Origin of the sequence: Chondromyces apiculatus DSM 436, from assembly GCF_000601485.1 — a bacterium.
Taxonomy (GTDB): domain Bacteria; phylum Myxococcota_A; class Polyangia; order Polyangiales; family Polyangiaceae; genus Chondromyces; species Chondromyces apiculatus.
Genome location: NZ_ASRX01000003.1, coordinates 186,521 through 207,064, shown reverse-complemented (window position 1 = coordinate 207,064; position 20,544 = coordinate 186,521). Strand labels below are relative to the sequence as shown.

The window sequence follows — 20,544 nt, the reverse complement described above, 5'->3', positions numbered from 1 at the left end:
GCTCACGACGCCTTCGTGGGAACTCCGTACAGCGGTGTCGACGCCGAGAAGGAGAGAGCCGTGGGCCTGAGGTAGGCGGGGCCGCCGAAGCGCCCGTCGAGCCAGCGTTCGGCGCGCGCGAGGAGGGCGTCGAGGCGTGAGCCCTCCCATCGACCGGGCAGGGGGAGATCGCGTCGGTCGGTGCTCGAGTGCTCGCGGTGGCCCGCGACGAAGGTGGCGAGGCCGAGCGCGGCGCGGAAGGGATCAGGCTCGCCGTCCAGCGCGAGGTGGGCTTCAGCCACGCGGGCCAGGCTCTGCACCTCGGCGGCTTCCCAGACCACGGTGTGGTCGAGGTGGTCGAGCGCGGCGTCCGCGCGCCCCCCTGCGAGCGCGGCGTCCGCGGCGACGACGCGTGAGGCAAGCTCTCGAACGGCGAGCTGGCGGCGGGTCCAGCCGGCCTCCGGGGGAGCGCTCCCTTCGCCCCGGAGCGGAGTGGCGAGGGCCAGGAGCCAGCCGAGGTCGCAGCTCCCTTCGCCGTAGGTGGTGGCGCGCTGGAGGACGTCGAGCGCTTCTTCGGGGCGCCCGAGGTGCAGCAGGGCGAGGCCGAGCAGGTGGGAGCGGTGCTGGGCCGTGCCGTCGTCGACGCCCCTCATGTCGAGGCCGGCCAGCGTGGTGACCACCTCGCCCCAGCGGCGCAGGTTGGCGACGGCGCGCGCGTAGCCAATGCACAGGCCGGCGTGGCGCGGGTGAGACTTCATGGCCATGCGGTCGAGCTGCCCGGCTTCTTCGGCGCGCCCGAGGAGCTGGAGGGCGTGGCTCAGCTCCGAGATACGATCCGGATCGTTGGTGTGCCGCTCCGTAGCGATGCGCCGGGCGCGGGTCTCGGGCGACTCTGCGGCGAGGGTGAAGGCCAGCACGCGGATGGCCTCCGCGCGCGTGCCCGTGGGTCTGTGACACGTCGCCGTCACGAGCGAGAGCCCGAGGCTGCGCAGCATGCCGTGGGGATCGTCGACGGTCAGGGCGGGAGGTGCCGCGCCGAGCGCGATCCTCGTGAGCCCGTCGGGGCGCCCGAGCACGAGGACCAGCCGACCCGAGGATTCGCGGAGGAGCGCGGTCCGGTGCGGGACGTCACAGCGGTAGCGCAGGCCGATGCCGTCGCCCGCATCCGCGAACGCGAGGAGCTCGCGTCGCTCCTGCGCGTCGTCGACGAGGAAGAACGTGAGGCCTGCGCTGGGATCGCCGCCGCTCGCGACGGTGCTCGTCTCGGCGCTGAGGCCGGGGAGCGGGTTGAAGGCGCCCGTCTTTCCAGCGCTGAGCTCCACCCATCCCAGCGTCTGGGCGGGGGCGCTCTCAAGAGCACCCGGCGCACCCGGCCCATCCGGCGGAGGGGCTGCGGGGCCAGTGACCAGTGCGAGGAGCTTGCGGCCGGTGATGTCGAGATGCCCGTCCGGGGTGGGGGCTGCTGCGACGCCGAGTCGGAGGAGAGGCGCCTTGAACGTGCCTTCGACGAGCGGCGCGCCGTCCTCCACGTGGAGCGCGAGCCCGTCGGGGGTCGACACCGCGATCCGTACCGGATCGAGCTCCGGCAGGAGGTGGAGACCCGTCAGCGCGTGGACGTCGTGCATCTCCCGCACGCGCTGCTGCTCCTCGCGGTCGATGACGTGGAGCGTGGTGGAGACGCGGCGGACGCCGCTGCGGTGGGTGTGCGTCAGGAGCCAGATCCACCGCGTCGCGTCGGCGAGGAGCCCGTTCCCGGGCGCGACGAGCCCTTGCTCCACCACCACGTCGGGGAGCATCAGCGGGGAGAGTTCTCCGCGCGGCACCATGCGGCTGCGCGCGGTGACCTCGGCGGGGCGCAGGGACTCGTAGCCGAGCACCTCCCAGCGCCCGTCGAGGCCGAGCTCGAGCACTTCGCCATGACCTCCGATCACCAGCAGCCGATCGCCCACCACCTCGTAGCCGAGCAGCCGCAGGGGGGAGGGGGTCCGCAAGATCGCGCGCTCGGTGACGGCGCCGGTGGTCAGGTCGAGCACGCGCACGAACACCCAGCAGCCCTCGACCTCCATGAACACGGTCTGGGGGGTGACGGCAGAGAAGGTCCCGTGGACGCCGCCGATCAGCCGGAGGTCGAGATCCCTCGACGACAGCGGCCGCGGGCCAGGGCCGAAGGTGTGGAGCCGCAGCGCCGAGCGGATCTCATCGCCGATCTCCTCGCGGAGCTGCACGAGGCTCACCCGCTCCACGTCGGCCGTGGTGCTGTCGAGGAGGGTGTCGACCGCCTTGCGGCCTTCGAGCAGCGCACCGGTCGACCGGAGCCACGCCGCCTGCTCGCGGAGCACCCGGCGGGCCCGCGCATCGGCGCCCTTGGCACGGAGCGCCGATGCCTCCACCTGATCCGTCTCGCCCAGGGCACCGAGCACGTTCTCGGAGATGATCCGGAGCGTCGCTTCCATGTCCCCCTGCGCCGCCGCGCTGCGCGCCTTGCCGAGCTGCTCCTCGGCGGCCGCCTGCGCGGCTGCTGCCCTGGCGGCGACCTCCTGCAGCTTGCGCGCGGTGACGACGCGCTCGGCCATGGCCGCCACCCGGCGCATCTCGTCGAGCTGCGCCAGGGCCGGGTGGGCGCGGAGCCGTGCCAGCGCTTCCTCGGGGGCCTCCTCGACGATCGCCGCGGCGCGCTCCAGCTCCAGCACCGCGTTCACGGCGGCCCGGGCGCGAGGGCCGGTCCCCTCGGCGCCGAGCGCGTCGAGCCGGGCCAGGAGCACGTTGCCGGCGCGGGTGCGCACCATGCGACGGACCCCCTGTTCGAGCGCGACGTAGGCCATGAGCCCGGCGGTGATGTCGTTGCGGAGGCGCGCGAGGACGCTCTCCGCCTGCGCCTGCACGTGCATCAGCCGCTCGGTGACCAGGAGCATCGCGATGCGCTTCTCGATGGTATCGGCCTCCTCGCCGCCCACCACCGGCCTGGTGCGGCGGAGCGCCTCCAGCGCCCCGAGGATGTCGCCCCGCTCCTCCGCCGCGTCTGCCTCGGCGACGTGGCGCGTGACGAGCTCGGCGTTCGCGCGCGCCTCCGCCTCGCGCAGCACCCGGCGCGCCCCCTCGCTCCCCGGCCATCGCCCGAGTGCCTCCACGGCGCGCGCCCGCGCGTCTTCGAGGTGGCCCTGCTCCAAAAGCGCCCACGCTTCTTCCTCCAGGGGTCGCGCCGCTTCCGCGCGGGCGCGGGCCAGGTCCTCCGCGAGTGACGCTGCGCTCGGGTGTGCGGGGTCGAGGTGCCTGAGCACCTCCAGATCCTGCGCGGCCGTATCGAGCGCGCCCGCGCTCGTCGCCCTCCGCGCCAGGGCGGCGTACACCACCGCCACCTCCGGAGTGCGCAGGTCTCCCATCCACGCGAGCGACAGCGCCCGCGCGCCGCTCCGCGCGGCTGCCAGGGCGAGGTGGAGCCGGATCGGGGACGACCTCCGCGCTTCCTTCCCGAGGTGCTCGCCGAGCGCCAGCGCGTCCGTATCGGCCCCCAGGTGGTTCACCTGCAACTCCAGCAGCGCGCTCGCGGCCTCCGTCTCCTCGCCAGGGGCGCTCGCGGCCTGGAGCGCGGCCTCGAACAGCGCCTGGGCCTGCGGATAGTCGTACGCGTCGAGCGCTTCCCAGCCTCGCTGCAGCAGCATGTCGCTGCGCTGCGGGCCGTGCCCGTCGTCCGGGGTAGTCCTGGGCTCCACGCCGTCCGATGCGGGGGAAGCCGGCGGGGCTCTGCGCGCGCGAGCGCCCTTCGTCGCCGCCGGCACGGTCGCGCTCATCGCGCTCATCGCGCTCATCGCGCTGAACACGGTGGCCGCACCCGTCGCGGCCGAGGGCGCTCCTTCTTCGAGATCGAGTGTGCGCTGCACGAAGGCGCGCGCGTCTTCCTCGAGTTCGGAGACCACCGCGTGGCACGCGTCGACACCCGAGATGCCGAGCTGCAAGCTGACCACGCCGCGCTCATGCTGCTCGGGGACGATGCGCAGCGCGTCGCCGAAGCGTCGCACGAGGAGGCTTTGCAGGCGCCGCTTCAAGCCGTAGCGCCTGGACATCTCCGCGGCGGGCAGCGAGAGACCGGAGGGGTTGATCACGTGGATCAAGGAGGCGAGATCCGCTGCATTCACCCGGACGCGACCCGAGAGCACATCCTCCGGATCGAGCGGTGCTCCTCGCCCTCGGTGTCTCCTGGTCATGGTCGACGTCCTTGCGGACGCAGCCTAGCTCAAGATCCTGACACTGTGACGCGTCCCACCTCTTCTGCTCGCCCGTTGACCAGCCGTTCAATTGCGGTGGGACGATCGTGATCGCCCCGCCGCGCATGCGCAGGTCACGATCGGGCTGCGCTCAGAGTGTCGCCGCGAGCAACGCGTCGATGTCGGGAGCCTTTTCGAGCACGCCGATCTCGACGAGCTGACGTCCGAGCGTCTCCCAGCGCTCCCGCGTCATCGTGCCGAGCCCCTTCTGCTTCGCCTCTGCCGTCTCGACGAACGGGCGCTGTGCCTCGGTGGCCGCGGCGAAGGTCTCGGCATCCATCGCGGTGTTCAGCTTGCCCATCACCTCGTTTGCGGCCTTCGGGTCGTCCAGGTAGGAGCGCCACCCAGCCTGTGCGGCGCGTCGGAAGGCGCGCACCAGGTCCGGCTTGTCGCGAAAGAGCGAGGCGCGGGTGATCACCACGGCGACGTAGGGGTTGAACCCCTCGTCGGCGATCAGGAAGACCTGCGGCTCCACGCCCTTGCGCCGCGCGGCAATGGGCTCCGAGGCGACGAAGCACTGCTGGGCGAAATCCTTGCTGGCGACGAACTGCGCCACGCCGCCGTCGTAAGGGACCGTCTTCACGCGATCGAAGCCGTACTTCTTTTTGAGCCAGGCGGCGTAGGGGACCCCTGGCTCGATGCCCAGGGTGCCGCTCGCGAGCACGTCGGCGAGCGTCTTCGCCCCGCGAGAGGGGTGCGTCATGATGCACTGCGGAAAGGTCTGGAAGGTGGCGAAGATGGGGAGCACGTCGGCGCCACGCGCGCGCGCCATCAGGATCTCGTCAGCGCCCGCCACCCCGAACTCGACTTGACTCGTGGCGACCATCTGCACCACGGGTGAGCCGGGACCACCGCCGAGGATGTCGACGTCGAGACCTTCGCGGTCGTAGGCGCCCGACACCCGGGCCGCATAGAACCCACCGAACTCCGGCTCGGGCACCCAGTTGAGGGCGAGCTTGACGGCGGTCTTGCCGCCTGGCACCGGGGCGCCGCTGCCGCTGCCGCTGGAGCAGGCGGCGAGCGCAGAGGCGGAGAGGCCGGCGAGGAGGAAGGCACGGCGGCGCATCGGCATGGGGTGACTCTTGGTCGAGGCGCTTCCCCGGAGCAAGCCTCTGTCGTGCACGCTCCGCTTCAGCCGCGCGCCGAAGGGTGCCAGCGGCGCAGCAAGCGACGCCCGGTGAGGCTCACGGCGCCGAACAGGGTGAGGCCCAGGGCTGCGGCGCAGAGCACGGCAGCGAAGAGGAGGTCGGTGCGGAGCTGGCGGTAGGCGGAGAGGACCAGGATGCCCAGGCCCGCGGCGCCCTCGGAGAAGCCGGCCACGAACTCGCCCACGATGGCCCCGATCACCGCGAGCCCTGCCGCCACGCGCAAGCCGGTGACGATGCTGGGCAGCGCGGCGGGCAACTCGAGCTTGACCAGCGTTGCCAGGCGCCCTGCGCCGTAGAGGCGGAAGAGATCGCGCAGCGAAGGCTCGACCGAGCGGATGCCGGCGAGGGTGTTGGCGATGACGGGGAAGACCGAGACGATGAACGCCGAGACGGTCACGGCGCGCCCACCAGGGCCGAACCAGAGCACGAGCAAGGGCGCGATGGCCACGATCGGGACCGTCTGCAGGAGGACCGCATAGGGATAGAGGGCGCGCTCCAGAGGACGGGACGTGGCGAGGAGCACCGCGGCGAGGACGCCGAGCAGGGTGCTCAGCGCGAAGCCGGCGACGGCGGCTTCCGCGGTGATCAGCGTGGCCATCGCGAGGCCCGCGGCGTCCGTCACGCCGGCCCGGGCAATGGCCGAGGGAGGTGGAAGCAGGAACGCAGGCACCCCGAGCGCCCGGGTCATGAGTTCCCAGCCGGCGAGCAGGGCGACGAGGGCCACGAGGGGCGGCGCTGCGACGCCCACGAGGTGACGCTGCGAGGTGCGGGAGGACGGCACGCGCGTCGAGGCTACCACACGCCCCCCTGCACCCGGTCAGGCGCCCCCGCGCTCCAGCGCCTCCTGCAGCACCTGCACCTCACGACCCAGCTCCGGGGTGAGCCGGATCGTTGCTGCGCGTGCTGTCGGCAGGTCGAGCGTCCGATCGAGGACGATGCGGGCGGGGCGCGGGGTGAGTACCACGGCGCGCTCGGCCAGGTACGCGGCCTCGGTGATGGAGTGGGTCACGAAGATCACGGTCATCCCCAGCTCGGCCCAGAGCGCGCGGAGCTGGTCGTCGAGCCTCCCGCGGGTGAGCTCGTCGAGGGCAGCGAACGGCTCGTCGAGCAAGAGCAGGCGCGGACGGGTGATGAGCGCCCGGGCCAGGGAGACCCGCATACGCATCCCGCCCGAGAGTTCGGCAGGCGTGCGCGCCTCGGCGTCCGAGAGGCCCACGCGCGAAAGCTCCTCCCGCGCCGCCGCGTGCCGGGTCGCCGCGTCCACCCCGGCGAGTTCCAGAGGCAGCGCCGTGTTGTCGAGCACGCTGCGCCAGGGAAGGAGGTGTGCGTCCTGGAACACGAAGGCCGTGGAGGTCGCGGCAGATCGCACGACCCCTCCGGCGAACGTGGCCCCTCCAGCGTCGGCTTCCGGGGAGACGCGGATCGTCCCTGCGTCGGCCCGATCGAGCCCCGCGATGAGGCGCAGCAGTGTCGATTTCCCGCACCCCGAGGGACCCAGCAGGGCGACGAAGCTCCCGGCGGCGATGTCGAGGTCGATCCCCGCGAGTGCGGGCACCTCCCCTCCTTCGCCCTCGAAGGTCCGCCGGACGCCCGCGATCTGCACGCGGACACCGCGCTCCCGGGAGGGTGACGCCTCGCCCATGGCCGCGTTCTATCCGGCTCCAGCGCGGCTCGCCAGCATCTCGACCCGGAGTACGCAGGGCCGCCACGCCCCTCTCTCGCGCGACGCCGGGTAGCGACCATCGGGAGCGTAGGGGCCGCAGGCCCCTGATTCGCCGTACGCAGTACCGACCATCGGGAGCGTAGGGGCCGCAGGCCCCTGATCCAGGGTACGCAGTACCGACCATCGGGAGCGTAGTCTCGAATGGAGGCTGCGCCTCCACAGGGCCCGAGGAAAAGGCTTCTGATTCAGAGACCTTGGAGTCCTTTTCAGAGCAGGGGCCGCAGGCCCCTGATCCAGGGTACGCAGTACCGCAGTATCTCAGCGCCCGGACGCGGAGCGGGCGCAGCGGAAGCCGCCGTCGGCGAAGCGGTAGCGCGCGTCGTAGCTCTGGCGGGTGTATGCGCGGAGGGACTGGGCGCCGTACATCCACGAACCGCCGCGCATCACCAGCCGCGGATTGCGCGCGGGGGGTCGGTTGTTGCGCGGGTTCCGGGCCGGACCGTCGGCGTAGAAGTCCGGATCGTCGTAGTCGTCGCACCACTCCCAGACGTTGCCGGCCATGTCGAGCGCCCCGTATGGCGACGCCGCCTCGGGATAGGCCCCCACGGCGGACGTCCCGTTCTCCCGGCTCCGGTTGTCGAAGTTCGCGAGCCGCGGCGTGGGCTCCGCGCGCCCCCACGGATAGCGCCGACCGTCGGTGCCGCGCGCCGCCTTCTCCCACTCTGCCTCGCTCGGGAGCCGCTTGCCGGCCCACGCCGCGTAGGCGCGCGCGTCTTCCCACGACACGTACGTCACCGGGTGGTCCTCCAGCCCCTTCGGGATCTCGCCCCGGCGCATCTGGAACAGGAACCGGCTCGCGTTCTGGTCCTCCGGCTTGTAGCCGGTCACCTCGACGAACAGCTTGAACTGCCGGTTCGTGACCGGTGTCCGGTCGATGTAGAACGCATCGAGGTGCACCTTCCGGCGCTGCTGCCCCATCAGGAACAGGCCCGACGGCACCAGCACCATCTCCTCCCCGTGGCTCCCGCGCAGCACGGGGGGCACCTCGCGGCCGTCGCCTTGCACGTGGTCCGGCAGGTGATCGGCGAGCGCCGCGTCGAGGCGCTGCCGGAAGATGGCGCAGCTCGCGGGGCGCCCCGAGGGATCCTTGGCGAGGGCATCGAGGATGAGCTGCTCGAGCTCGGGGGGCACGTCGGGCCGGTGGGCTGACGGCGGGGAAGGCGCGTCGGTGACGTGCGCCATCATCACCGAGAAGTGGTTGGGGTTCTCGAAGGGAACCCTGCCCGTGACGAGCTGGTACAGGGTGATTCCGAGCGAGTAGATGTCCGAGCGCGCGTCTGCCGACTGGGGCTGCTTGACCTGCTCCGGCGACATGTAGCTGCACGTCCCCAGGAACGCGCCGCTCAGCGTGTAGGTCGTGCCCTCCAGGATCTTGGCGATGCCGAAGTCGACGATCTTCGGGCGCAGCCCCACCTCGTCGGCGACGACCAGGATGTTGTCGGGCTTGAGATCGCGGTGGATGATCCCGCGCCGGTGCCCCTCTTCCATCGCGTCGAGCACGCCCCCGAAGACTGCGCGCACCTCGCGGTATGGCACCCGACCGCGCCAGCGGGTGACGTGCTGCACCAGCGTCAGACCGTCGATGAACTCCATCACGATCCCGAGGATGTGCTCCAGCTCGACGAAGTCGTACACGCCCACCACGTGCTCGTGCGCCCACGAGCGCAGCACGCGCGCCTCCCGGGAGAAGCGGCGGCGGATCTCGGCGTTGCCGGCGAGGTTTGCGTGGAGGCACTTCACGGCCACCGTGCGGTCACGCGCGCGGTCGTGGGCGCGGTAGACCACGCCCATCCCTCCCTCACCGAGCACGCTCTCGATGCGGTACACCCCGAGCTCGGTCCCGGCGAGCAAGTGCACCGGCGGCAGGGGCAGCGTGTTCGGCACGCCCGGGTGAGGTGAGGGCTCGGTCGGATGGAACGCCAGCGAGTCGGCGCTCCCGCCCTCGGGCTGGGGGAGGAACGGCGGCGAAATGCCGGGAGGCGAGAGCATGGGCGGGCGCTGCGCGCGGCCACAGGTGGGGCAGAAGCGCGCGTCTTCCGGCAGGGGAGAGCTGCATCCGGCGCACCGATCTCGCGGCATGGCGGCTTCCGAGCATCGCACATCTCCGCGCGTAGCGGTGGGCAGAGACGGCCGGGGGGAGGTCCCCGGCCCGGAGCGCAGCCAACGACCTCGGCGACCCCCGCCGAATCTCAGCGCGCGAAGCCGCTCCCGTTCCACGTATAGCGGACTGCCTTCGCGCTGCCCCAGGGCAAGAGCAGCGGTTCCATGCCGCCCACCGGTCCCGGGTCCTGGTTGAAGGGATACGTCTTCTCCGTCCATTCCACAGCTCGACCGGGCCCGAGCTGGATCGCCGTGCCGCGGCCGGCGCTCACGAACTTCACGTCGCCGATCACCTTCTTCGCGCCGATGGCCCGCCCGATCTCGGCCGCGAACACCCGACGGAGCGCGTCGCCTTGCACCTGGAAGACGAGGAGCACCTCGCGGTCCACGCTCTCTCCGCCTGGCCCGTTCGCGTGGATGACACCCTTCACCAGGATCTCCGCCTTGCCGTCGCCGCTGAGATCCCGCGCGGTCACCTCGGTGATGTCGCTGGCCGCGGCGAACTGCGACAGTGTCAGGTACGAGTAGCCCGTGCCCCCTTTGAAGCCCTTGCCGAACACCACCAGATCGCGGTCGTGCAGGAGCACCCGCTCCACCTCTGCGCTGCCCGCCACGTCGAGGGCCATGTCGTGGCGTGGCCGCCCCGTGGCGCCGCGGTCCTTCTTGTAGAGCGCGTAGACCTGATCGAGGAGCTGCGATGCGCTCGGGCCCGGCGGCGGCTTGGGGGCTGCGACCGCTGCCGGCTGAGGCGCGGCAGAGGGCGGCGCAGCGGGCGGCGGCGTCGCGGCCTGGCTCTCCTCGCGCGCCTTCTGGAAGATGCTCCCCGCGTACTGGTAGAGCTGCGACTTCACCGTGGACCAGGGCAGCAGCGTCGGGTCGAAGCTCGTCTCGGTGGCCTCGGTGTAGTTGCCGGCGTGGTAGCTCTTGGCCTCGCCGGGGCGCACCAGGATGCCGACCTTGCTCCCGTCGGGCACGAAGGTCACCTCGTTGATGACCGAGCCCTTGTCCGTCACCACGGCCACCTCGTGCTGGAAGATCGGCGTCGGCGTGTCGCCCCTGCCGAACTGGAGCACCTGCATCACCTCCCGGTACGCCGTGGGGCTACCGAAGCGCTTGCGCAGGATGATCTCGTGCTGCCCGTCGCCGGTGAGGTCCCGCGTCTCGAACGAAGGCATCATCCCCGCCTTCGCGTTCGCCTCGGTGTCGGCGAAGTAGTACTGCGTGCCCTTGCGGAAGCCCGGGCCGAGCACCACGAGGTAGCGCTCGTAGACCATGAGCCGCTCCTTGAGCGCGTCGCCGGCCACGTCGGCGATGAGGTTGTGCGTCGGGGCGCCCTTCAGCCCCTTGCTCTTCATCAGCCCATCGGCGAGCGCCTGCTCCGGATCCGTGGCCAGCGACGGCAGGCTCCCGTACGCAGACGACGCTGCCGTGCCCACCACTGCCTCCACCGCCGACGACGCATCGGCATCGTGCGCGAACAGCGCCGCCCGGAGGCCGATCCGCAAGGTGGCAGCCTCGGGGAACGCCGACCACGGCACGCGCGCCTCCAGGGTGTAGCCCCCGGTCTTTGGCGCCTCCACGAGCCGCGCCCCCTGCGCCGCGCGCCCATCCACCTTCACGTTCCCCGCGGTCTTGCCAGGCTCGCCCGGGTACAGGGTCACGCTGTGCGAGGTCCCGCCCGGGAACCCCAGCGCAAGCTCCAGGTGATCGGCGCCGGCCCGGAACGTGTCGTCGGTGACGTCGGCGGCCACGTACACGTAGCTCTCGTCGTAGGCGACGAGGCCCTGCGCATCGAGATCCGAGCGGCTCGCCTGCCCCTTCACCGCCTGGCTCAGGCGGACCAGGCTGCCGGGCCATTCCTTCGGCACCCCGTCGAGCTTGAGGGTCTTCGCGTCGACGAGGTTCGCCCGCAGACCCGCCGCGTCTGCCCGAGGCGAGAGCGCGGTCAGGGCGAGGGCGAAGGCTGTGGTCAGGGGGACCGCGCGCGGCGTGGTCACGCGCGAGGATCCCCGGCGGGAACCGGGATGGGCAAGGCGTCGCATGGGTGAGCGTTGGACGTCGCGAGACGTCGATTTGTTCTTACACCGAACCCGAGGACACCGGAATCGCCCAGCACCCCCGCGCGATCGTGTGCCCCCGCGCTCTCCCTGAGACCCCGCCTCACCCTGCGTCTTTCCTGCCTCTCCTCGAGGGTGCGCCCGTCTGCAGGGACATCGGCGGCGGTGCCAGCTCCGCCGCATAGAACCGCCGGTAGAAGAACTTGGCGATCTCCACCGCGGGGATGATGAGCGCCGCCAGCCCGAGCAGGAGCGCCCACTCCTCCCCGGTCATGGCGTAGGTCCGGAACACCGGCCGCAGCCCGGGGACCAGCACCGCGACCAGGTGGATCGCGGCGCTCGCCAGGACCGCGAGGAGCAGCGGCACGCTGAGGAAGGGGCGCGACGAGAACAGCGAGATGCTCGGGCTGCGGCAGCTCCAGGCGTGGAACAGCGGCGACAGCGCGAGCAGCGAGAACGCCATCGCGCGGGCGCCGAGCAGCGAGGGCTCGTCCTGGGGCGACGTCCCGTAGAGGAAGATCGCCGAGAGCCCCATCACCGCGCCCACGAACGCGATCCCCAGGTAATCGCGCGTCTTGAGCAGCCCCTCGTCCGGCGGGCGCGGCGCCTCGCGCATCAGGTGCGCGTCGGGCGGGTCCACCCCGAGCGCGAGCGCCGGCAGGCCGTTCGTCACCAGGTTGATCCAGAGGATCATCAGCGGCGTCAGCGGCGGCCACTTCCCGAAGAACGAGACCACGAACACCGCCACGAGGAGGCCCATGTTCGACGACAGCAAGAAGAAGATGAACTTCTGGATGTTGCGGTAGATGGACCGGCCTTCCCGCACCGCTTCCACGATGGTCGCGAAGTTGTCGTCGGCCAGCACCAGATCTGCGGCCTGGCGCGCCACGTCCGTGCCGCCTCGCCCCATCGCCACGCCGATGTGCGCCTCGCGCAGCGCGGGTGCGTCGTTCACGCCGTCGCCGGTCATGGCCACCACGTGACCGCGCGCCTTGAAGGCCCGCACGATGCGGAGCTTCTGCTCGGCCGTGGTCCTCGCGAAGACCCTGAGCGTCATGATCCGGGCGGCGAGATCGTCGTCGCTCATCGCCCCGAGTTCCGTCCCGCTGATCGTCTCGTCGCCCTCCTCCCAGAGCCCGATCTCCTGGGCGATCGCGGTGGCGGTGAGCCGGTGGTCCCCGGTGATCATCACCGCCCGGATCCCCGCCTTGGTGCAGGTGGCGACCGCCTCCTTCACCCCGGCGCGGGGCGGATCCATCATCGCCGCCAGACCGAGGAAGGTCAGCTCCCGCTCCACGTCCGCCTCGTCCTTGCCGACCCGCACCCGCCGGCACACCGCGAGCACCCGCAGCGCCTTCGCGCTCATCCGGTCGGCCTCCTCGGTGATCGCCTTCCGGTCGGCCTCCTCCATCCCCCGCACCCCCTCGTTGGTCGACACCTTCACGCAGAGCGGGAGCAGCGCGTCGATGCTCCCCTTCACGTGAGCGATCTCGCGCCCGTTGCTGTCGCGGGTGATCACCGTCATCCGCTTGCGATCGCTGTCGAAGGGCAGCTCGTGCACGAAGCTGTGCGACGGCGCGAGCGACTCGCGCGGCAGGTCTCCCTTCGCCGCGAGCGTCAGCAGCGCCCCCTCGGTGGGGTCACCGACCACGATCCAGCGCTCTTCTTTGCGATCCAGGTGCGCGTTGTTGCAGAGCGCCACCGTGGAGAGCAGGTAGTGGAGCGGCGCCGGCAGCTCGCCGGTCACGTCGTTCTTCTGCGTGTCGAGGATCTCGCCCTCGGGCTCGTAGCCCTCGCCGGTGACCGTGTAGAGCTGCCCGCCGGCGAACACCTGCCGCACGGTCATCTCGTTCTGCGTCAGCGTCCCCGTCTTGTCGGAGGCGATGATGGTGGCGGCGCCGAGCGTCTCCACCGCCGGCAGCTTGCGCACGATCGCGCCCCGCCGCGCCATCCGCTGCATCCCGAGTGCGAGGGTGATGGTGGTGATCGCCGGCAGCCCCTCGGGGATGGCGGCGACCGCGAGGCTCACCGCTTCGAGGAGCAGCTCGTGCAGCGGCCGACCGCCCCGGATGAGCCCCCACCCGAGCAGCACCACCGAGAGCGCCAGGCAGACCTTGAGGATGATCGAGCCGAACTTGTCGAGACGCTCTTCGAGGGGCGTCTTCTGCTCCCCCACCGCGCGGATCATCTCCCCGATCCGCCCGAGTTCGGTCTCCACCCCCGTCGAGGTCACCACCGCGCGCGCCTTGCCGCGCACCACGGAGGTCCCCGTGAACACCATGGTCAGCCGGTCCCCGAGCGGCGCGTCCGCGGGCACCACCGCGAGCGCGTCCTTCCCCGTCGCCGCGCTCTCGCCGGTGAGCGCGGCCTCCTCGGTCGCGAGATCGATGGTCTGCACGAGGCGCGCGTCCGCCGGGACCGCGTCCCCTGCCTCCAGCTCCAGGATGTCGCCCGGCACCACCTGCTGGGCGGAGATCACCACCGAGCGCCCCCCGCGCCGCACCCGCGCGTTCGGCGCCGAGAGCTTCTGCAGCGCGTCCAGCGCGGCCTCGGCGCGCCGCTCCTGGTAGTACCCCAGGAACGCGTTGAGGATCACGATGAGCAGGATGGCGATCGCGTCGCCGAACTTGCTCAGGAAGCTCTCCTCCTGCCCCGCCGTGAGCCCCACGACCACCGCGATCACCGCTGCTGCGAGCAGGGTGAGCACGAGCGGGTTCGCGAACTGCTCGACCAGCCGGAGGATCGCGCTCTTCTTCGGAGGATCCGGGAGCTTGTTCGGCCCGTGCTCGGCGAGCCGGCGCGTCGCCTCCTCATCCGACATCCCGTTCGTGGAGCTGACCGCGAGCCGCTCCAGGAAGGCCGAGACCTCCTCGACGTACACGGGAGCCCCGCTGGCGGTCAGCTCCGAGCCGCGCTCGCGCTCGCGCTGGCGCGATGGATCGGTGGCGCCTCCGCGCGGCTCCCCAGCATTCCGCGCGACCTCGGGATCCTTATCGCTCATGGGCGTGGTTTTCTCAGCGCTTCAAACGGGCCTGTTCGCGCTGCTCTTCGGCTTCCAGCTCCGCGATGGCGGCGGCCAGCTCGTCCTGCTCGGCCTGCGGGATCGCGGCGGGCGCCGTCGTCCCCGCGATGCGCACCTGCGGCGGGGGCGCGGCTGGCGGCGTGGGCTCTGCCGGGGGCGCCACGCCCATCTTCCGCTTCAGCTCCAGGAGCGCCTCGTCCGCGCCGCTCGTCGCCTCGAGCTGCCCGAACTTGTGGGCCAGCGAGTCGCCCGTGTACTCCTCGGACAGCTCCGTCGTCGCCTCGGCTTCGGCCTCGATCTGATCGATCTTCGCCGACATCCGCTCGAACGTCTCGAAGGCCGAGGCGTTCTGGAGCCCGCTCATGGTCTCCTGGATCGCCTTCTGCGCCTCCGCCCGCTTCTTCCGGGCGATGAGCACGTTCTTCTTCCGCTTGGCCTCCTCGATCTTGTTGTTCAGGAGGCGGAGGGCGGTCTTGAGCTGATCGACGGCCTGCTTCTGCTTCTGCCACTGGTCCTTGTAGGAGGTGGCGAGCGCGTCGTGCTCCTTCTTGCGGTTGAGGGCCTCCTTCGCCAGGTTGTCGTCGCCCGCCTTGATCGCGAGCATCGCCCGGCGCTCCCACTCCGCGGCGTTCGCGGCCTCCTGCTCGGCCTGCTTCGCGAGCCGCTTCTCGTCGGCGATCGCGACGGCCACCTGCTTCTTGGCCTCGATGAGCTGGTTGGCCATGTCGATCACGACCTGGTTCAGCATCTTCTCGGGGTCCTCCGAGCGGCTGATCAGATCGTTCAGGTTCGACTTGATGAGGGTCGCGAGGCGAGCAAAAATTCCCATGCGAGCAGCTCCAGATTCGTGTGACCGGCTCTTCGTTCCTGGTCCAGTGCGCGTCCTGCGCGCATCACGCGCGCGTCTCGCGCGTCCTGCGTCTCGTGCGTCTCGTTCAGCTCTGGGCCATGTCGTGCAGGGTGGGCACGTGGGTGGCCAGCGCGAGATCGATGTCGGACAGCGTCGCCTCCAGCTCGTTCGCGTCCAGGTTGTCGAGGGCGAGCGCCGCCGAGAGCACGATGGTGCTGTCCTCGATGCCGTACGAGGCGTGCATCAGGTCTGTGGCGTTGTACTCGAGCAGCCGCCGGAGCACCTTGAGCTGGTGCGCATCGTCGGTCGGTACGGGCCCGACTGCGGCGCGGACCGCCACGATCGGCTGATCGACGCGGAGCGCAATGGGTGGCGTCCCTTCGCGTCCGGTGAGCACGAAGGTTCCGCCTTCGTTCTCGAAGGTCCGATCGAGCTGCTGGAGATACCTCTCAACGTCTTCCACGGTGCGCGGCATGGCGGCGAGGAGCCTACACACGGACGCGGCGCGTGGCCAGAGGAGGGCCTCCGGAGAGCCTCCGGAGACCCTCCCGAGACCCTCGCGCGGACGGTCGTTTCTCCTTCTCATATGCCGCATCGATGGTACCGTCCCGATCCAGGCTACGTGGCGATCCACCCTGGTGACGTGCTTGCTGGCTACCATGTGACGCGCCTTCTCGGACGAGGCGGCATGGGCGAGGTGTGGGCAGCGCAGGGAGACGATGGTCTCCAGGTCGCGATCAAGGTCCTCCTCGCGCGTGCCGCGATGAAGCCCGAGCTGGTGAAGCGGTTCGAGCGTGAGGCGCGCATCGCCTCCGCGATCAAGAGCCCCTACGTGTGCCAGCTCCTCGACGTCGGCGAGACCCCGGATGGCGCGCACCTGCTGGTGTTCGAGTACCTCGAAGGCGAGACCCTCGCCGATCGGCTGAAGCGCGAGCAGTACCTGCCCCTCAGCGAGGTCGGCCCCATCATCGACGACGTGCTCCAGGGCCTCGCCGCCGCGCACGCAGCGGGCGTCATCCACCGCGACCTCAAGCCCGGCAACATCTTCGTCGAGCGCACCGGCAACACCAGCAGCCAGGAGCCCCCCGAGCGCGCCAAGATCCTGGACTTCGGCATCTCCAAGCTCACCCGCCGCGAGAAGGAAGAGCCCACCCTCACCGCCTTCGACGCGACCCTCGGCTCCTTCGCGTACATGGCGCCCGAGCAGGTCCGCGGCGCCGCCCGCGCCGACGAGCGCGCCGACATCTACGCCGTCGGCGCCGTGGCCTTCCGCGCCCTCTCCGGCAGGCTCCCCTTCGAGAGCACCACCGCCGCGGCCCTCGTCGCCATGAAGCTCGACCGCGACGCGCCTTCCCTCGCTGCGGTCACCGGGGAGAAGTGGCCCACCGGCATCGAGCGCTTCGTCGAGCGCGCCCTCGACCGCCGCCGCGAGCGCCGCTTCTCCACGGCCAGCGAGGCCCTCACGAGCTGGAGGGCCATCCAGCCGGAGAACATCACCCGTTCGCGGCGCACCTCGCAGCGCGGCAAGCCCGCGCCGGTGGAGAGCATCGGCCTGCCGATGGATGACGAGGCCACCATCGTCGACGGCCCCCCCACCATGACCATGGATGGAAGCTTCGTCGGCGGCGCCTTCGAGGACGACGCCCCCGACGAGAGCCTCGACAAGAAGCGGAAGGCGGAGAAGCGCTAGTGCTCGAGGTCACGGTAGGAACCAGGAACAGGGTCGAGGTTCGCGGCGGCAGGATCCGGGTGGTCAAGGCCACGGCCCGCAACAACGGCTGGGTCGACGTCGGCACCGAGCCCGTCATCGTCGGCCGCAACTCCGCCTGCCAGGTCGTCCTCGAAGACGGCAAGGTCAGCGCCGTGCACGCCGAGTTCGTCGCCACCGAGCACGGCGTCCGCATCCGCGACCTGGGCAGCAGGAACGGCACCTTCGTCGCCGGGGTGCGCATCGCCGACGCCTTCCTCATGACCGGCACCAAGCTGCGCCTCGGCGAGACCGAGATGCAGTTCGAGCCGGTGCGCCCCGAGCGCATCACCGTCTCGGCGCTCCCTGCCTTCGGCCCCATGGTCGCGCAGAGCCCCGGCATGCGCACCATCTTCGAGAAGCTCTCCAAGGTCGCCTCCACCGACCTCACCGTGCTCATCACCGGCGAGACCGGCACCGGCAAGGAGCTGGTCGCCCAGGCCGTGCACCAGGCGAGCCCTCGCGCGAAGAAGCCGTTCGTCATCGTCGACTGCGGCTCCATCCCGCCCACCCTCGCCGAGGCCACCCTCTTCGGCCACGAGCGCGGCGCCTTCACCGGCGCCGTCGACAAGCGCCTCTCGCCCTTCCTCGAAGCCGACGGCGGCACCATCTTCCTCGACGAGCTGGGCGAGCTGCCCATCGACGTCCAGCCCAAGCTCCTCCGCGCCCTCGCCGAGCGCCGCATCAAGAGCGTCGGCGGCTCCAACTACCGCGACGTCGACGTCCGCGTCCTCGCCGCCACCCGCCGCGACCTCGTCCGCGCCGTGAACACCGGCGCCTTCCGGAGCGACCTCTACTTCCGCGTCGCCCAGGTCAAGGTGGAGCTTCCTGCCCTGCGCCAGCGCGTCGAGGACATCCCCGTCCTCGTCCGCAAGATGCTCCGCGACCTCGGCGACGAGGCCGCCTACGAGCGCGTCACCAACGAGACCCTCGAGCGCCTCATGCGCCACGACTGGCCCGGCAACGTCCGCGAGCTGAAGAACGCCGTGCAGGTCGCCTCCGCCCTCTGTGGCGAGGGCGAAGAGGTCGACATCGCCTCGCACCTCGGCTCCCTCGCCGAGACCCCCCAGGCCAGCCCCACCCTCGGCAACGGCACCGCCAACGGCAGCGCCGGATCCGCGGGCGGTGGCGGCACGGGCGGCACCTTCTCCCTCGCCTCCTTCAAGGGCCGCCAGTTCCAGGAAGTGAAGCGCGACGTCCTCGCCCGCTTCGAGCGCGACTACTTCGCCGCGCTCGCCGAGGAGGCCAAGGGCAACGTCAGCGAGATGGCCCGCCGCGCCGGCATGGAGCGCGCCCACGTCCGCGCCTACCTCCGCCGCCACGGCATCCTCACCAAGGGCGAGCCCTCAGACCCCGAGTGACCGCAGGCGCCACCTGACGCCGCCATCAGCGGGCCTCTCCCATCAACGAAGGCACACAGGAATCGAACCTGCCCAAGACAGCGAGAGCTGCCTCGCACCGGTTTTGAAGACCGGGGGTGGCACCAGCCGACCACGCACCTCCGCCTGCCCTTCTACCCTGCGCCCCGGCCTCGCTCCACGAAATCCGATACCGTCCCCCCGTGCGACGCTTCGTCATCGGCACGGCGGGTCACGTCGACCACGGCAAGACCACCCTCGTCAAAGCCCTCACCGGCGTCGACACCGACCGCCTCCCCGAGGAGAAGCGGCGCGGCATCACCATCGAGCTCGGCTTCGCCCCCTGGCACCTCCATGACGACCTCGACGTCAGCTTCATCGACGTCCCTGGCCACCGCCGCCTCGTCCACACCATGATCGCCGGCGCCGCTGGCATCGAGCTGGTCCTCCTCGTCGTCGCCGCCGACGAAGGCGTCATGCCCCAGACCCGCGAGCACATCGCCGCGTGCCAGCTCCTCGGCCTCCAGCGCGCCGTCGTCGCCGTCACCAAGTCTGACCGCGTCGACCCCGACCTCACCGCTCTCGCCGCCGACGAAGCCCGCGCCCTCCTCGGCGACCGCTTCCACACCGCCGTCGTCACCTGCTCTGCCCGCACCGGCCAGGGCCTCGACACCCTCCGCGACACCCTCGCCCGCGCCCTCCGCGCCCTCCCTGCGCCCCCCTCGGCCGCGCACCCGCGCCTCAGCGTCGACCGCGCCTTCACCGTCCGCGGCGCGGGCACCGTCGTCACCGGCACCCTCCTCGAAGGCACCGCCACCGTCGGCCAGCCCCTCCTCCTCGTCGGCGCCCACGGCGCCCAGCCCACCGTGGCCCGCGGCCTCCACGTCCATGACCGACCCGTCCAGATCGCCACCGCGCCCACCCGCCTCGCCATCAACCTCGCCGGCCTCTCCCTCGACGCCGTCCACCGCGGCGACGTCCTCACCACGGACCCTGGCGTCACCCCCACCCGCCTCCTCGACGTCCTCCTCCACCCCACCGCCGACGCCCCCGACCTCATCCACCACGGCATGACCGCCCAGCTCTACCTCGGCACCGCGCGCACCACCGTCCGCATCACCCGCCTCGACCGCAGCGCCGACCCCACCGCCGACGCGCCTGCCGACGCGCCTGCCGACGCGCCTGCGACTGCCGCCACGCTTCCCTCCGCGCCTGCCCCCGCGCTCGCTGCCACTCCACCCTTTGCCCCCGCCTCCGCGTCCACCTCTGCGCCCGCCGACGCCCCTCCTGCCCCTCGCCTCGCGCGCCTCCGCCTCGCCCAACCCCTCGCCGTCGTCGGCGGCGACCGCTTCGTCCTTCGCGGCTCCGACATCGATGGCCCCGCGGGCGCCGTCCTCGGTGGTGGCCGCGTCCTTGACGCCCGCCCCCCGCGCGTCCGCCCCCGTGCCCGCCGCCGCGCCGTCCTCCACGCCCTCGCCACCTCCTCCGCGCCCGCCACCGCCCTCCAGCTCGTCCAGGAAGCCGCGCCTCGCCCCCTCGCCCGCGACGCCCTCGCCGCCCGCTTCTCTCTCCCCACCGCCGACCTCACCCGCGCCCTCGACAAGCTCGTCGAGAAGGGCGACGTCGCCCGCCTCAAGACCACCGCCTGGATTGCTCGCCCCGCCCTCCTCGACCTCGCCCGCGCCGCACGCGCTGCCGTCGCCGAGCACCACCACGCGGCGCCCCTCGACCGCGGCCTCCCCCTCGAAACCCTCCGCCAGCGCCTCGGCGCCCTCGCCAGCCCCGACGCTGCCGAGGAAGCCATCCGCCTCGCCGCGAGCCGCCACTCGGCCCTCCCGGGCGACGCCCTCCTCCTCGAAGGCGACATCGTCCGCCTCTCCGGCTTCACCGGCGCCGCCGCCACAGGCCCCCTCGACGCCGCCCTGCGCGCCCTCACCGACGCCGCCCTCAAGGGCCTCACCGAGTTCCAGACCACCGAGGTCACCGGCGCCCCCTCCCGCGACGTCAAGGCCCTCCTCGCGCGCCTCGTCCGCGATGGCGCCGCCGTGCACGCCGGGGAGCTCTGGTTCCACCGCCCCGCCGTCGACGACCTCCGCGCCCGCGTCGTCGCCTTCCTCGATCAGCGCGGCAAGATGAGCGTCGCCGACTTCAAGGCCCTCTCCGGCCTCGGCCGCCGCCAGACCATCATGCTCCTCGAACTTTTCGACCGCGAAGGCGTGAGCCGCCGCGTCGGCGACGACCGCGTGCCTGCACGGTGAACCGCCGCGGTGATGGGGCGCGGCGTGGAGGAATGCCCCC

At 71.7% G+C, this 20,544-nt stretch carries 12 protein-coding genes and 1 tRNA gene; 3 read left to right on the top strand and 10 right to left on the bottom strand.

Translation table 11 applies throughout. From position 1 onward, the window contains the following. Positions 1–2: 2 nt before the first annotated feature. From CAP_RS02520 to CAP_RS02480, 9 genes are all read right to left on the bottom strand, one after another. Positions 3–4,181, bottom strand: a complete 4,179-nt coding sequence (locus tag CAP_RS02520) for a hypothetical protein (RefSeq protein WP_156040429.1) — start codon at positions 4,179–4,181, stop codon at positions 3–5. A 151-nt stretch (positions 4,182–4,332) separates the two neighbouring features. After that, a complete protein-coding gene (locus tag CAP_RS02515) occupies positions 4,333–5,313 on the bottom strand; it encodes an ABC transporter substrate-binding protein (RefSeq protein WP_231511042.1) in 981 nt (326 codons plus the stop codon). Positions 5,314–5,372: 59 nt separating this feature from the next. After that, on the bottom strand, positions 5,373–6,170 hold the full coding sequence (locus CAP_RS02510) for an ABC transporter permease (RefSeq protein WP_231511041.1): 798 nt from the start codon (positions 6,168–6,170) through the stop codon (positions 5,373–5,375). A 36-nt stretch (positions 6,171–6,206) separates the two neighbouring features. Beyond that, positions 6,207–7,031, bottom strand: coding sequence for an ABC transporter ATP-binding protein (locus tag CAP_RS02505; RefSeq protein WP_197040961.1), 825 nt, complete (start codon positions 7,029–7,031; stop codon positions 6,207–6,209). A gap of 339 nt (positions 7,032–7,370) precedes the next feature. Continuing rightward, entirely contained in the window at positions 7,371–9,191 is a 1,821-nt protein-coding gene (locus CAP_RS43570) for a bifunctional serine/threonine-protein kinase/formylglycine-generating enzyme family protein (protein WP_081864481.1), read from the bottom strand. 110 nt (positions 9,192–9,301) lie between these two features. Continuing rightward, positions 9,302–11,209, bottom strand: coding sequence for a sugar-binding protein (locus tag CAP_RS02495; protein ID WP_231511040.1), 1,908 nt, complete (start codon positions 11,207–11,209; stop codon positions 9,302–9,304). A 163-nt stretch (positions 11,210–11,372) separates the two neighbouring features. Continuing rightward, positions 11,373–14,270, bottom strand: a complete 2,898-nt coding sequence (locus tag CAP_RS02490) for a cation-translocating P-type ATPase (protein WP_081864480.1) — start codon at positions 14,268–14,270, stop codon at positions 11,373–11,375. 13 nt (positions 14,271–14,283) lie between these two features. Further along, complete coding sequence (locus tag CAP_RS02485; RefSeq protein WP_044235567.1) at positions 14,284–15,120, bottom strand: PspA/IM30 family protein; 837 nt, start codon at positions 15,118–15,120, stop codon at positions 14,284–14,286. A gap of 106 nt (positions 15,121–15,226) precedes the next feature. Next, the gene (locus CAP_RS02480; RefSeq protein WP_231511038.1) at positions 15,227–15,604 is read right to left on the bottom strand and encodes a type III secretion system chaperone family protein; all 378 of its coding nucleotides are present in this window, start codon (positions 15,602–15,604) and stop codon (positions 15,227–15,229) included. 123 nt (positions 15,605–15,727) lie between these two features. Between CAP_RS02480 and CAP_RS02475 the strand changes: the two genes are divergently transcribed. Together CAP_RS02475 and CAP_RS02470 are read left to right on the top strand one after the other, a co-directional pair. Further along, positions 15,728–16,831, top strand: coding sequence for a serine/threonine-protein kinase (locus CAP_RS02475; protein ID WP_081864479.1), 1,104 nt, complete (start codon positions 15,728–15,730; stop codon positions 16,829–16,831). Between the two features lie 59 nt (positions 16,832–16,890). Beyond that, the gene (locus CAP_RS02470) at positions 16,891–18,249 is read left to right on the top strand and encodes an FHA and sigma-54 interaction domain-containing protein (RefSeq protein WP_231511036.1); all 1,359 of its coding nucleotides are present in this window, start codon (positions 16,891–16,893) and stop codon (positions 18,247–18,249) included. A gap of 46 nt (positions 18,250–18,295) precedes the next feature. On the opposite strand, the gene CAP_RS49740 is transcribed toward CAP_RS02470, so the two are convergent. After that, a tRNA-Sec gene (locus tag CAP_RS49740) sits at positions 18,296–18,391 on the bottom strand. A gap of 58 nt (positions 18,392–18,449) precedes the next feature. Here CAP_RS49740 and selB point away from each other — a divergent pair. Continuing rightward, positions 18,450–20,504, top strand: coding sequence for a selenocysteine-specific translation elongation factor (gene selB / locus CAP_RS02465; protein ID WP_044235563.1), 2,055 nt, complete (start codon positions 18,450–18,452; stop codon positions 20,502–20,504). Positions 20,505–20,544 lie beyond the last annotated feature (40 nt).

Excerpts from the sequence above, each read along its gene's own strand:
- CAP_RS02520 (WP_156040429.1), bottom strand. The coding sequence starts at position 4,181 with ATGACCAGGAGACACCGAGGGCGAGGAGCACCGCTCGATCCGGAGGAT.
- CAP_RS02515 (WP_231511042.1), bottom strand. The coding sequence starts at position 5,313 with ATGCCGATGCGCCGCCGTGCCTTCCTCCTCGCCGGCCTCTCCGCCTCT.
- CAP_RS02505 (WP_197040961.1), bottom strand. The coding sequence starts at position 7,031 with ATGGGCGAGGCGTCACCCTCCCGGGAGCGCGGTGTCCGCGTGCAGATC.
- CAP_RS43570 (WP_081864481.1), bottom strand. The coding sequence starts at position 9,191 with ATGCCGCGAGATCGGTGCGCCGGATGCAGCTCTCCCCTGCCGGAAGAC.
- CAP_RS02490 (WP_081864480.1), bottom strand. The coding sequence starts at position 14,270 with ATGAGCGATAAGGATCCCGAGGTCGCGCGGAATGCTGGGGAGCCGCGC.
- CAP_RS02485 (WP_044235567.1), bottom strand. The coding sequence starts at position 15,120 with ATGGGAATTTTTGCTCGCCTCGCGACCCTCATCAAGTCGAACCTGAAC.
- CAP_RS02475 (WP_081864479.1), top strand. The coding sequence starts at position 15,728 with ATGCCGCATCGATGGTACCGTCCCGATCCAGGCTACGTGGCGATCCAC.